We start from the raw sequence: 13158 nt of genomic DNA on the forward strand, positions 1-13158 counted from the left end.
AAGTCCCCCTATGAAAAAACTAAAATTAAAAATTGCTTTGTCGACGTTATGCTTTGCCTTAGTCGGTTGCCAATCTGTGCCTAATGATCCAACTGAATTAAAAGAAGATTTAGATGCGGCGATCAAAGAAACAAAAAGTCTTAATGCACCAAAACCGTTAATGCGAGTACCCAATTCAGTACAACAAGAACTGATGTTAAATAACATGAGTCAGGCCAAACAAGGCATGTTAGCTGAAAAACGTTTAGAAATTTCAGCGACAGAAGTTGATGCTAAAGATTTTTTTCAAGCCATCGTTAGAGGCTCACGTTATAACGTGGTTATTCACCCTGATGTTATCGGACAAATATCGTTAAGCTTAAATAATGTTACCTTATCAGAAGCCTTAACTGTTGTTGAAGACGTATACGGTTATGAAATTATTCGCCGTGGCAATATTGTACAAGTATTCCCTCCCGGTATACGCACTGAAACTATCGCGCTAAATTACTTATTCCTTAAACGTTTTGGCTCATCGACTACCACGATCAATTCTGGTGGCGTCTCGGAAAACGATCCTAGTAGCGGTGGCAGTAATAATAGTAGCGGCAGTGGCAACAATAGTAATAGTGGCAGCAACAATAGTAGTCAGAGCGGTAATAGTGGTTCAAATAGCCAAAGTAGTGGTATCAATTTATATACTGAAAATGAGTCCAATTTCTGGGATGAATTGAAAGAATCATTAACAGCTTTTGTTGGCAGTGGTGAAGGTCGTTCAGTTATTGTCTCACCACATGCAGGTTTGGTGACAGTACGTGCGTTACCGCAAGAGATCAATGCTGTTAAGAAGTTTATCACCGCAACTGAAAGCCATTTGCATCGTCAAGTAATCATTGAAGCTAAGATAATGGAAGTAACACTTAATGATGACTTTCAGCAAGGAATAAAATGGGAAAAAGTACTAGACCAAGTTGGTAGTGCAAATCTTGTTTACTCTACAACAGGCAATATTGTCGGTAATGTTATTTCGAATACTATTGGTGGTGTTAATAGCCTAGCGTTTAGTAAGCAAACTAATGGCAGTAACTTTTCTGGTGTTATTGAATTATTGCAAACCCAAGGTAATGTTCAAGTACTTTCAAGCCCTCGTATTACGGCAACTAATAACCAAAAAGCGGTAATTAAAGTGGGTGAAGATGAATACTTTGTTACTGAAGTTTCCAGCACAACCACCACAGGTACCTCAACAACCACCACTCCTGAAGTCGAATTAACACCCTTTTTCTCTGGCATCGCGTTAGATGTAACGCCGCAAATTAGTGAAGATGGTAGCGTTATTTTGCATGTTCACCCTTCAGTGACCATTACTGAAGAGCAAAATAAAACCATTCAAATTGGTAGCGAGCAATTGGTATTACCACTAGCGCAAAGTAGTGTTAGAGAGTCAGATACCATTATCCGTGCTCAGTCAGGCGAAGTCGTCATCATTGGTGGTTTAATTGAAACCTATAAAGTTGATATGGAATCTAAAACACCGATTTTAGGTGATATACCCTTCCTTGGTGAATTATTTAAGAGCAAATCTCAATCAACACAAAAACGTGAGTTAGTTATTATGCTAAAACCTATTGTTGTTGGTCAAGATACTTGGAAAAATCAGCTACAAGATGCACGCAGCTTATTAACAAAGTGGTTTCCTGAAGAGGTTGAAGAGTGTGAGTTATCTGATGAAGGTACGTTAACACAAGCATGCCAAGAGCAATGTGCTGATGAGGAATATGCAAACGAACATTATTTTTGCCCTGCAGTTGAATAAAATTTAGCTGTAAATGGCGGATAATCGACAGTTGTTTTGTATTATTTAGCTTAATTAGTTCACTGAGTAGAGTAGTTATGTATTTATATCATTTTGGCTTAGGAGAGTTACCTTTTACTTTAACTCCTAATACAAATTTTTATTTGCCAATGACCATGCATGATGAAGCATTAGCTGTGTTATCAACCGCACTGCAAACCGGTGAAGGTTTCATTAAAGTCATTGGCGAAGTAGGTACCGGCAAAACTTTGTTATGTAGAAAGCTACTTAATGAGATACCAGCACATTTCGTCACGGCGTACATCCCAAATCCTTATTTAAACCCTGATGAATTAAGGCGAGCTGTTGCGGTAGAGCTTGGCGTTAAGCAAGCACAACGCATATCACTTCAATTGCTTACGCAGCGAATTCAAGCACGTTTATTAGAATTACATAGCCAAGGGCATTCAGTAGTGCTGATATTGGATGAAGCCCAAGCGTTGCCCGAAGATAGTTTAGAAGCGTTAAGGTTGTTTACTAATTTAGAAACAGAAACACGTAAGTTATTGCAAGTGGTCTTGTTTGCACAGCCAGAGCTTGATGAACGTTTAGCAAAAACAGAATTTAGACAATTAAGACAACGTATTACCTTTGCTTATAAATTACGTGCTATGAATGCAGATGAAGTGCAACAATATATTCAACATAGGTTACAAGTAGCGGGTTATAAAGGGGCAGAGCTTTTTCCTGTAAAGATATGCCAAAAAATAGCACGTGTTAGCCAAGGAATTCCAAGATTGGTTAATGTGTTGTGCCACAAAATGCTGATGCTTGCTTATGGTGAAGGACATTACAAAATGACGGGTAAATTACTTAAAGCGGCAGTACAGGACACTGAAAGTATTGAAAAATATTCGAAAAATAAACTATTGGCTTTTTCATGTTTAGGAATGTTGAGCGCGATATTGTTAACCTATTATACTTTGGTGGTTAAATAATGAGTGTCATCAATCAAATGTTGAAGGATTTAGATCAACGAAGTCCTGAGCCTAATTCACAGACTGTTCAACCAGAGCAAGTATCGTCAATTATTTCACCGAAAAAAATCGCACTAATCACAGGTACTTGCGTCTTTGCAGTTTGTGTCATTAGTTTTTATTTTTGGCAGTTAATCAGTGAAAACAATGCCCTAAAAGCTGAAAAAGTCACTAGTAATGCTGCTCATCAGGTAAGTACTCAGTTAAGTACTCAATCAAGTAACCAAGTTATCACTAATCAAGTAAATAGCAGCGTTAATGCAGTTCAAAGTAGCCCAGTGAATCAGGCTATGCGATTAGAGACAAACGAAAATAAAACAGCTAGAGCTCCAATTGCTGCAGAAGAGTTTCACTATGCTAACGAACAAAGCAATGAGCAAGAAAATCAACAGGCAATAGTCGCAACAAAAACGGATGTTTCTGGGCCAAGAGATTTAGCTATTACAGCAACAGAAAACCGAGCTGAAAATAATGCTCAGCGAATAGCGGCAAAGCCAGTGGTAAATAATAGTTCAAGCCGAGTCATTCCTGCGAAGAAAACAGTCGCGATAGCGGATGGTCATAGTCACTCAGCAGCCGTTTCAAGCCACAGTCATGACGTTGATAGTGCTTCTACTAATGCAGTCACTAAAGCTGCTACAACTGAAAGTAAAAGCAAAAAAAATAAAATGTCGGTATCACGACGTCAATTATCGGCAGATGAACTAGCAGATCAAAAGTTAGCACTCGCTGAAAAAGCATTAGCGGCGAAACAAATCAATAAGGCTGAAAAGCTTTTAGAAGAAGTGGTGATCATCAAACCAAGTGATAGCCAGACACGTAAAAAATTAGCAGCTTTATGGTTTGGTCGTCAAGCCTATCAAGATGCAGTGAATCTACTTTCTCAAGGCATTGCATTAAATGGTAAAGACAGCAGTTTACGTCAGATGAAAGCACGCATTCATTTAAAACAAGGGCAAGTGACGGCGGCATTAAATAGCTTGAAACCCCTAGCGCAGTTAAAAGATGAGCAATACCAAATTATGCTAGCAAATACCGCGCAGCAAGCACAACAAAATAACGTAGCGGTTGAAGCGTATAAAGTGCTGATAGCTATGCAGCCTGATATAGGTCGCTGGTATTTAGGTTTAGCAGTATTACACGATAAGAGTAGTCAATTTACTTTAGCCAGTGTGGCTTATAACCAAGCACTGACAAAAAATGATTTATCCGTTGCTTCAGTGAATTTTGTTGAACAACGTATACAAGCAATAGGACAGTAGGACAAATTATGGCAGCACCCAAATTAAAGATGCGTTTAGGTGATTTATTGGTTCATGAGAATATCATATCCAATGAGCAACTTATGCAAGCGCTATCAAGTCAAAAGCAAACGGGTCGTAAGCTCGGTGACACCTTAATTGAGCTTAATTCTTTATCTGAAAGACAATTGTTGCAGTTTTTGGCGCAGCAACTCGATGTGCCATTTATGGATATTTCTCAATATAAAATATCACCTAATGTAGCCAGCCTATTGCCAGAAGTGCATGCCAGACGTTTAAGAGCCTTAATTATTGAAGATAAAGGCGCTTCAGTATTATTGGGTATGAGTGATCCTGCCGATTTAAGTGGCTTAGATCAGCTTGAACGGATGTTGTCGCCTAAACGCATTGAACTTGCGGTAGTTATGGAGTCACAGATTTTTGATGCCTTCGATAGTTTGTACCGTCGAACCGCTGAAATTGAATCGTTCGCCAGTCAACTAGAAGAAGAGTATGAAGAATCTTCTAGCTTTGATCTTTCTGCTACTTTCCTCGATGAAGGCGGCGATGCAACCGTAGGTAAGTTACTGCAATCAGTCTTTGAAGATGCAGTGCAAATGCGTGCTTCAGATATTCACATTGAACCAGAAGAACATCAACTGCGTATTCGTCAGCGTATTGATGGTGTCTTACAAGAAAAAATACTCAAAGAAAATAAAATAGCCTCTGCCATGGTATTGCGTCTTAAGTTAATGGCGGGTCTTGATATATCAGAAAAACGTATTCCACAAGATGGCCGTTTCAATTTAGATATCAGTGGCCATAATATTGATGTGCGTATGTCTACTATGCCGGTTCAATACGGCGAGTCGGTAGTAATGCGTTTGTTAGACCAATCTGCCGGTCTCTTATCACTAGAGCAAACAGGTATGCCGGCTGATATTGTTAAACGTGTGCGTTTACAAATTCATCGTCCACACGGTATGGTTTTAGTTACGGGACCTACGGGTAGTGGTAAAACAACGACGTTATATGCCGCGTTAAGCGAATTAAATGAAGCAAGTAAAAAAATCATCACCGTTGAAGACCCTGTTGAGTATCGCTTACCTCGTATTAACCAAGTACAAATTAACACCAAGATTGATTTAACTTTCTCAAGTATTTTACGTACCGCACTTCGTCAAGATCCCGATATTATGATGGTAGGCGAAATGCGAGACCAAGAAACGGTAGAAATAGGCTTGCGAGGTGCAATAACAGGTCACTTAGTGTTATCTACCTTGCATACTAATGACGCGATAACCAGTGCCTTACGTTTGATTGATATGGGTGCTGCAGGGTTTTTAGTGGGTAGTGCATTAAGAGCCGTGGTCGCGCAACGACTTGTCCGTAAAGTTTGTGACTCATGTGCTATTGAATATCAAGCGGATGAGCAAGAACTGTTTTGGTTAACCAACTTAGCAGGCGAGCAGGCAAGAAGTAGTCAATTTATGCAGGGTAAGGGGTGTCAAACCTGCCAATATACAGGCTATAAAGGCCGAGTTGGTGTATTTGAACTGCTTGAAATGAATGAAGGTATGATGGCTGCTTTAAAGCGTAATGACAGTGAGCTATTCGGTAAGCTCGCAAAGGAAAGCCCAAGTTTTACACCTTTAGCGAAAGCGGCTTTTGATTATGCAGTTCAAGGCATCACTACGGTAGAAGAAGTATTACGTCTGGTTGAAACAATTGATATTAATTAATCAACTACATCGACAGTTAGGCAAGTAACGTATGTTTGAGCATAGAGAGTTTTATGGCGTCATTTAATTATACAGGGCGAAATGCCAGCGGTAGCCAAGTAAAAGACAATATTGAAGCTGCTAATGCTGATGTTGCCGCGGAAAAGCTATTTAAAAAGGGCATTACCCCAATCTCTATTGTTGAAGCGCAACAAGGAGGTAATAGTGCCGGGAGTGTTGATGTTTTTGAATTTTTCAATAATGGTACTGTCTCATTAGAAGAAATGATTGTTTTTTGTCGCCAAATGTATGCGTTAATGCGTTCAGGTGTGCCGATATTACGATCAATTAATGGCATGGTTGAATCAGCCAATTCATTAACCCTTAAAAAAGCATTAACTGATATAGGTAAACAGCTTGAAGGTGGCTACACCTTTTCTTCGGCATTAAATAACCACCCTAAGATTTTTGACCATTTATTTGTTTCGTTAGTTCATGTCGGTGAGAATACCGGTCAGCTAGATCAGGCATTTTTTAAGTTAACGTCATACTTAGAACGTGAGTTAGATACCCGTAAGCGTATTAAAGCTGCATTGCGCTATCCTAGTATGGTACTAATCGCCATATCGGGCGCTATGGTAATTTTGAATATTTTTGTTATTCCAACTTTTGCTGATATGTTTACTCGCTTAGGGGCGGATCTTCCTTTACCCACGCAATTTATTATTGCCAGTTCCAGCTTATTTATCAATTATTGGCATTACATGTTACTTGCCATTGTGATGATTGTTTTTATGATTAAAAAATCATTAAAAACGGAACAAGGTCGGTATCAATGGGATAGACGTAAGATAAAAATCCCAATTATTGGCAGTATTATAGAACGTTCTATATTGGCGCGTTTCGCCCATAGTTTTGCCATTGTTTTAAAAGCGGGCGTACCTATGACTACCGGCCTAACATTGGTTGCGGAAGCGGTCGATAATAGTTATATGCAGAAAAAGATTGCTGCTATGCGTCAAGGTATCGAAAGTGGTGATAGTTTATTACGCTCTGCAGTAGCCAGTGCCTTATTTACGCCTTTAGTTTTACAGATGGTCGCTGTTGGTGAAGAAACCGGCCGGGTTGATGAGTTACTCGAAGAGGTAGGGGATTATTACGAGCGAGAAGTCGATTATGACTTAGCAACCCTAACCGCAAGAATTGAACCACTACTATTAGTAGTTGTTGCTGCTATGGTGTTGGTATTAGCGCTTGGTATTTTTACTCCAATGTGGGATATGGCCTCGGCCATGCAAGGCTAGTAATAATAATGGAGAAAACGCCTAACCAGAGTGACAAAAAACAAGGTTCAATTATTGAGTTTTTAGTGGTGATTGTCATCATTGCAGTACTGATGAAACTTTTATTAGACCTTTTTTTTAGTCAACAAGAAAATATAACCAATACCGCTTTTGTTGGCTTAGCGCAAAGTTTTACCAGTAAAGTTAATGTTGTTCATGGTCAATGGTTAATGGATGAACAACCTGACGTGGTAGTGTTGAGTCGATTAAATAGTACAGAAAAAGAGTATGTTAATGTTAATAGGTCAGGTTGGATTGATACAAAAAAAAGTAGTTTAGCTTGTCATACTATTTGGCAACAAACATTATCAATGCCTTTGCAGGTGGTTAAATCAGTAGTTATAGCCATCGAAATTCATAATAAAGTAATTAAAAACGGTCGTTTATGCCGTTATAGTATTACTAACGGGCAATCTTTTGATTATCGTAGTGATACAGGTCAAGTGAAGCAGGTTAATTAATTTGCTATAATAAATAGTGATATTGTATTGAGGTACAAATAGTAATTTATTTAATGTGTACAATGAATTACAAATATTAAACTTTGTAAAGTGGTTTGGAAATGTCCATAATGTTATTATACGGCTAAGGTCAGCTAACATTATAATTTTGGGCTAACATTATAGAGTATGAACTCAACACGTCAGCTGATATAAAAAGGTTATCTCAATGATAAAAAGCACTTCCCATAACAGTATTATGCCAAAGAGTCAGTTACAGGCAGCTTGTCGTGTGCCTAAACAAAAGGGTTTTACCTTAATAGAATTGGTTATTGTCGTTGTTATTTTGGGCTTTTTAGCTGCAACCGCTATTCCTAAGTTTATTGACTTAACTGAACAGGCTAAACAAGCAAATATTGAAGCGATGGCTGGCGGTTTTGCAACAGGGGTGTCCTTAGCTCGTTCTCAATGGGAAGCTGAAGCGCGTCCAAAAGATACTAATGATATAAATATGGTTAATTATGACGGTACTATCGTCTATTTAACCAGTGAAGACCGCACATCGTCTCCAACCATAAGCCCTGGCTATATAGTAGGTACTAATAGTGGTAGTGGTATTAATAGCAAGACGATGGCAATAGCAGATTGTATAAGTGTATGGGACAGTTTGTTACAACAACCACCGTTACTTGCTAGTAGTGTTGCTGATATTAATGATGATGGAGGCTTTCGGTATTTAGCTAATGTTTCAGGAAGTGGCTCATCGACTTTATGTCATTATCACTTAAAAGAAACATTATCACGTAGTAGTACCGGTGCTTATATTGCACCATCGCCATTAGAAGAAGTTGGTAATAGTTTTAGTTATCAACCAGCAAACAGTTCAGTGATTATTTATATCAATGAAAAACAAGCGTAAAAATTGTCAGGAATACTGTAAAAACATTAAATTTAAATTTGTTCGTTAATTAAGGGTAAAAGCATGAAAAATAGTATGAATATCAAAGCAAATCACGAGGGTTTTACCTTAATTGAATTGGTTGTAGTAATCGTTATTTTGGGTATTTTAGCGGTAACAGCCGCACCTAAGTTTATCGATATAACAGGTGATGCTAAAGCATCCGTAGTGCAAGCTGTTGAAGGTTCACTTAACTCTGCTGCCGATATGGCTCATGCTAAAGCATTAATTGAGGGTACTCAAGTTGGACCAATAAGTATCGCTGGTGCCAGTATTACTTTTGTAAATGGTTACCCTAATGCGGCTTCTATCGATCTATTAATGGACATTGATACAGAGGTTAGTGTTGGTGATTTTGTACTTGCTACATCAGGTTCTGGTACAACTTATACCCATGCAAAAGCAACTACGTCAGCAAACTGTGTAGCATCTTATGCTGAATCAACAGGTGCAAATATTAAACCTGTTATTAGTAGTGATACTACTGATTGTTAATTACAAATAACCTTTAGATTACTTGTTAAAAAAGCCGAGATTATCTCGGTTTTTTTGTGTCCGAAAGTTAAATCACGGTTCTTGAAGGAATAATGTAAGTCAGAAGGAACTTTGATCTTATACAATCTAATAATGTAAGAGATAATAAGTGCTTTGAATCTTAGCTAAATATTGTTAACAGCAACTTATACCTAATACTTATTCTCAATTGATATATGCACCAAATCTTGTCGCTGTATACGTATCCAAAAGCACTAATGACAAAAAGGCAGTATTAGCTGACTTTAGTAGTACTCAGGCTAGTTACCCTTTTGTAAAATATCGCTTTTCCAATTGATTTCCTGCGGATAGGTTCGTTTAGCTTCCTCCAATAATAATTGGTGTGCTTCTGTTTGCTCTAACGCTTTTAACACCAATAAAGTATTTTGATAAAGGATAAGCCTTGGCTTATGTTTTATGCGCTTTAACGCCCAAGAGACATAAGCTTTAAGTTTACTAACATCTTTATCTCGTATACCTATCACCAATATGTGAGCATGCACCGCCGCATCTAAACGACTCTGCCAAGCGATAGGATTAATGATGTCATTGAATCGCTCTAATGACTTCTGAGGACTCTTCTCATGTTCAACTAGAATGTTGGCGGTGTGTAAAGTCGTGACTAAAAAAGGAATAAAAATACTCGGTATTAACAGCGCAAAAAACCGTAGCAAAAATGTCTGAGGGCAATTAACAAAGTGATGCTGTTCGTCCTCAGATAAAGCGTCATCGCTTAAGGAATAATTATCCATTACCCACAGCATAATTAGAAATACTAGCCAATGACTGGCAGAACTATAAAAAGGAAACTCTAATTGGCTATGTAGTAATATGGGTAAAACTAAGGCCAGTAATACCAGCCCCTTAATTAAAGGGATTTTCCGCCAAGTGGCTATATAACCGATAGTGAAAAAGATAAAAGCCAGCAGGGCAATAATGCCACCTTCAGCTACCCAGAAAAGTACCTCGTTATGCGGATGAGATAATCGAGTAATGGTATTACCTACTTCAGGATTCACTATGGCGTACTTATTGAAATGATCAATAAAGCTACGCTCAAAGCTTCCATAGCCGTAGCCTAAAAGTGGCTTTTCTTTAATCATATCTGCACTGACAATAAAAATTACATCTCTTGCACCAACATTGCCATACACTTGCTGTCCACGAACAGGTGTTGATGAATTTTCTAGACTGATCACTGCGCTCAGTACGGCAATGATGATAACCGCTAGATTAATGAATAACTGTTTTTTGCACTTTTGATATAAATAAGGCGCACTGAGTAAAAGTACGGCAAATGCAGCAACAAACCCTGTGCGTGATTGCAGTAATATTAATAAGAAGCTAGTAACAAAAAGGCTCAAGATTATTAAGCTATTAAAGAGTAATTTATTTGAAAATATTTTTCTTTTTACGGAGATAAATAGTGCAATGGCTAAACCGGTAGCCATAAAGCTGGCCATAACATTGGGTTGAATGAACACACCGTGCGGCCTGCTACTGCCAACAATATAACCACCCCAATCACCTTCTTCCAATAGAAAGAACTGAACTAAGCCAAAGCTGGCTTCAATTACTACCGCGAGAAGTATGACAACAAGTAAGTGTAATGCATCAAGTTTTGATAGCTGAAATTGATAAAGAGAAAAGAGAAAAAGTAAACCACCTACTAACGCTAGAACGCGTGGAATAGCATGGTCGGTAAATTCAAAATCATAAAAAATGGGTATGACCAAACAAGCACAGCCCAAGCTTAACCATAACAACATTTTACTATAGTAAATTCTTTTGTTTAAGGTGACTTGCCACAGACCAAGCGAGATGAGAATAGTGGTAATTAGCCAAGCAACAACATTGTAGGAATAATATAAGCCAACGCCGCCAGGCGTATCTAAAATAATGTGCATGCCAATAAGAAAATACAGTACAAGAAAGAATTTAAAGTAGGGTAATAAAGACAAAATAAACTCGTCGTAGTAATTGCGATGCTAGAGTATACAATCTATAGCTAAAGTGTTGTAAGATAATCACTATATTTTGTAGGTGATGTTGGGTAGTTCGTCTTGAAATTTTTGTCAGCCGCAATAGAGAAAACAAAATGAATAATAAAGGTTTTACCTTAATAGAATTGATTGTCGTGATCATTATTATTGGTATTTTAGCGGTGACAGTAGCGCCTAAGTTTGATGGTACAGCCAGTTATGAAGCCCATTCCCACCGAGCTCAACTTATCTCAGCTCTACGTTTAACTCAACAACGTGCAATGCAGCAAACAGATACCACGGATGATTATTGTCACCAAATTGTTTTTGACGTGGTTGAGGGGGTCAATCTATATGGAATTCCAGATAGAGTTGATTGCGATAACATTACTTTCCCTACCCCAATAAAAGATTGGGAACCCGATGCTACCGGGCATAAAGTCGATGAAGATTATCTAATAAGCTATAACGTTGATGGTCAAATCAATCCTAAACGTGTCGGCTTTGACTGGATGGGACGTCCTCTTTACGATTGTAATGGAGGTTGTACAATTAACATCCTCAGACCTAGTGAGACAACCTTAACTATTACCATCGAATCGGAGGGTTATATTCATGCGTTTGACGCCCCTTAATAATCAACGTAAGTATCAAAAAGGTTTTACTTTAATTGAGCTTATTGTCGGTATAGTCGTCTTAACAATATCACTTTCCATAGTTAGTACCTTGATAGTGCCGGCAGAAGAGAAAAGTGCCGATAATGTTTTGCAGATTAAGGCGTCTGAACTTGCTCAAAGTTTAATGAATGATATAACTAGTCGCGCCTTTGATAATAATTCAGATATGAGTGGTGGTCATATCAGGTGTGGTGAACCAGCGGATGGAACGAACGACTGTACAGATGAAGTTGATTTTGGCCCAGACGTCGTCGATGGAGAAGCGAATCGAAATTTATTTGATGATGTTGATGATTTTAACAACTATACAGACAGGAAGAATTCCACTGATGGGAATATCGATGATGGTTATAATCAATTTATTATAAATGTCAGCGTAGTCTATGCAGGTTTAGATTTAGGTCTTCTAACGAATGATTTAGCGAAACGTATTACTGTCACTGTTACTACGCCATTAGGAACCGCTATTGAGTTTAGCAGTCATAAGGTGAATTTTTGATGAGCATATTTAAAAATAAACCAATAATTACAGGAAGTGAGTTCAGCAAAGGTTTTACCTTATTAGAACTTATCTTAGTCATTATGATTCTGGGAATAATGGCTGTTGGAATAAGTGGCTTCATAACTTTATCAACACAAACTTATTTAAACGCCACTAATCGTGATGGATTGGTAAGTAATGCCCGTTTTGTTATTGAGCGGCTAAACCGAGAGTTACGTAATGCCGTACCCAACAGTATCCGTATTGGTACAAATAGTACAAATACAATACAATGCATCGAATTTGTTCCTATTGTTGCAAGTACTGTTTATATCGATATACCTGTATCTCCTGAGCCAGCAAGTAAAATAGTTAAAGCGATTGAATTTCAAAACGAGAGTAATCAACCTTACGAATGTGATGGCTGCCAAGATTTACTAATGGTTTACCCTTTAAATCCTAATGATATATATGAGGATCATAATGATAGCGTTGGTAAAGTTTTCTCTATTGACGAGGTCGATGATACTAAAGATCCTTGGGAAATAAGTATTCGTAATAACAATGAGGTTATGTTTTCAGAGAATTCACCGACTAATCGATTATATATTGCTAACAAGCAAATAAAATACTGTGCTTTTATAAATAAAATTTATCGATACAGTAATAGTATTGGTGGTAATTTGACCGTTCCAGGGAGAAGTAGGCCTGTATTAATGGCTGAACATATGATTGATGTAACTAGTGGTGAGCTACCTTTTACTTATTTACCAGGGACTTTGACTCGTAATGCAGTGGTACAGATCCATCTTAATTTTACTCGAAATGATGAGAACTATGTATTCGACCATGAAGTGCATATTAATAATGTACCTTAAATGATGTCATCGCTAAGTTGTTCGCTGGTGTCAGTTTTTTTTACAATATCTAAAGTCTCCATTATTCAATTTCCTAGAAGCCATTGAAATCA

At 37.9% G+C, this 13158-nt stretch carries 12 protein-coding genes; 11 read left to right on the forward strand and 1 reads right to left on the reverse strand.

Annotation, left to right across the window (positions count from 1 at the left end; translation table 11 throughout):
- The first annotated feature begins 10 nt into the window (after positions 1 to 10).
- From mshL to CXF85_RS23275, 8 genes are all read left to right on the forward strand, one after another.
- Positions 11 to 1795: a pilus (MSHA type) biogenesis protein MshL gene (mshL, locus tag CXF85_RS06560; RefSeq protein ID WP_232771101.1), complete on the forward strand. Its 1785-nt coding sequence runs from the start codon at positions 11 to 13 to the stop codon at positions 1793 to 1795.
- Between the two features lie 77 nt (positions 1796 to 1872).
- Positions 1873 to 2772, forward strand: coding sequence for an ExeA family protein (locus tag CXF85_RS06565; protein WP_101227712.1), 900 nt, complete (start codon positions 1873 to 1875; stop codon positions 2770 to 2772).
- The gene (locus tag CXF85_RS06570; protein WP_101227713.1) at positions 2772 to 4073 is read left to right on the forward strand and encodes a tetratricopeptide repeat protein; all 1302 of its coding nucleotides are present in this window, start codon (positions 2772 to 2774) and stop codon (positions 4071 to 4073) included. The genes CXF85_RS06565 and CXF85_RS06570 overlap by 1 nt, the downstream gene beginning before the upstream one ends.
- Positions 4074 to 4081: 8 nt before the next feature.
- Complete coding sequence (locus CXF85_RS06575; RefSeq protein ID WP_101227714.1) at positions 4082 to 5794, forward strand: GspE/PulE family protein; 1713 nt, start codon at positions 4082 to 4084, stop codon at positions 5792 to 5794.
- Between the two features lie 53 nt (positions 5795 to 5847).
- On the forward strand, positions 5848 to 7077 hold the full coding sequence (locus CXF85_RS06580; protein WP_101227715.1) for a type II secretion system F family protein: 1230 nt from the start codon (positions 5848 to 5850) through the stop codon (positions 7075 to 7077).
- 8 nt (positions 7078 to 7085) lie between these two features.
- Positions 7086 to 7577 (forward strand): type II secretion system protein, encoded by a 492-nt coding sequence (locus CXF85_RS06585; RefSeq protein WP_101227716.1) that lies wholly within the window; start codon positions 7086 to 7088, stop codon positions 7575 to 7577.
- Between the two features lie 208 nt (positions 7578 to 7785).
- Positions 7786 to 8475, forward strand: coding sequence for a type II secretion system protein (locus CXF85_RS06590; RefSeq protein WP_101227717.1), 690 nt, complete (start codon positions 7786 to 7788; stop codon positions 8473 to 8475).
- A 63-nt stretch (positions 8476 to 8538) separates the two neighbouring features.
- On the forward strand, positions 8539 to 9009 hold the full coding sequence (locus tag CXF85_RS23275; RefSeq protein ID WP_269801155.1) for a prepilin-type N-terminal cleavage/methylation domain-containing protein: 471 nt from the start codon (positions 8539 to 8541) through the stop codon (positions 9007 to 9009).
- A 299-nt stretch (positions 9010 to 9308) separates the two neighbouring features.
- Here CXF85_RS23275 and CXF85_RS06600 read toward each other — a convergent pair whose 3' ends face one another.
- Entirely contained in the window at positions 9309 to 11009 is a 1701-nt protein-coding gene (locus tag CXF85_RS06600) for a PglL family O-oligosaccharyltransferase (protein ID WP_101227718.1), read from the reverse strand.
- A gap of 137 nt (positions 11010 to 11146) precedes the next feature.
- On the opposite strand from CXF85_RS06600, the gene CXF85_RS23280 reads away from it, so the two are divergent.
- The 3 genes from CXF85_RS23280 to CXF85_RS06615 are packed head-to-tail and all read left to right on the forward strand — an operon-like array spanning position 11147 to position 13066.
- Entirely contained in the window at positions 11147 to 11665 is a 519-nt protein-coding gene (locus CXF85_RS23280) for a prepilin-type N-terminal cleavage/methylation domain-containing protein (protein ID WP_101227719.1), read from the forward strand.
- A complete protein-coding gene (locus tag CXF85_RS06610) occupies positions 11646 to 12206 on the forward strand; it encodes a prepilin-type N-terminal cleavage/methylation domain-containing protein (protein WP_101227720.1) in 561 nt (186 codons plus the stop codon). The genes CXF85_RS23280 and CXF85_RS06610 overlap by 20 nt, the downstream gene beginning before the upstream one ends.
- Positions 12206 to 13066: a PilW family protein gene (locus CXF85_RS06615; protein ID WP_101227721.1), complete on the forward strand. Its 861-nt coding sequence runs from the start codon at positions 12206 to 12208 to the stop codon at positions 13064 to 13066. The genes CXF85_RS06610 and CXF85_RS06615 overlap by 1 nt, the downstream gene beginning before the upstream one ends.
- The last annotated feature ends 92 nt before the right edge of the window (positions 13067 to 13158 follow it).

Source organism: Colwellia sp. 75C3, from assembly GCF_002836255.1.
Classification (GTDB): Bacteria; Pseudomonadota; Gammaproteobacteria; order Enterobacterales; family Alteromonadaceae; genus Colwellia.

Coding starts and splice junctions, on each gene's coding strand:
- mshL (WP_232771101.1), top strand. CDS start 11: ATGAAAAAACTAAAATTAAAAATTGCTTTGTCGACGTTATGCTTTGCC.
- CXF85_RS06565 (WP_101227712.1), top strand. CDS start 1,873: ATGTATTTATATCATTTTGGCTTAGGAGAGTTACCTTTTACTTTAACT.
- CXF85_RS06570 (WP_101227713.1), top strand. CDS start 2,772: ATGAGTGTCATCAATCAAATGTTGAAGGATTTAGATCAACGAAGTCCT.
- CXF85_RS06575 (WP_101227714.1), top strand. CDS start 4,082: ATGGCAGCACCCAAATTAAAGATGCGTTTAGGTGATTTATTGGTTCAT.
- CXF85_RS06580 (WP_101227715.1), top strand. CDS start 5,848: ATGGCGTCATTTAATTATACAGGGCGAAATGCCAGCGGTAGCCAAGTA.
- CXF85_RS06585 (WP_101227716.1), top strand. CDS start 7,086: ATGGAGAAAACGCCTAACCAGAGTGACAAAAAACAAGGTTCAATTATT.
- CXF85_RS06590 (WP_101227717.1), top strand. CDS start 7,786: ATGATAAAAAGCACTTCCCATAACAGTATTATGCCAAAGAGTCAGTTA.
- CXF85_RS23275 (WP_269801155.1), top strand. CDS start 8,539: ATGAAAAATAGTATGAATATCAAAGCAAATCACGAGGGTTTTACCTTA.
- CXF85_RS23280 (WP_101227719.1), top strand. CDS start 11,147: ATGAATAATAAAGGTTTTACCTTAATAGAATTGATTGTCGTGATCATT.
- CXF85_RS06610 (WP_101227720.1), top strand. CDS start 11,646: ATGCGTTTGACGCCCCTTAATAATCAACGTAAGTATCAAAAAGGTTTT.
- CXF85_RS06615 (WP_101227721.1), top strand. CDS start 12,206: ATGAGCATATTTAAAAATAAACCAATAATTACAGGAAGTGAGTTCAGC.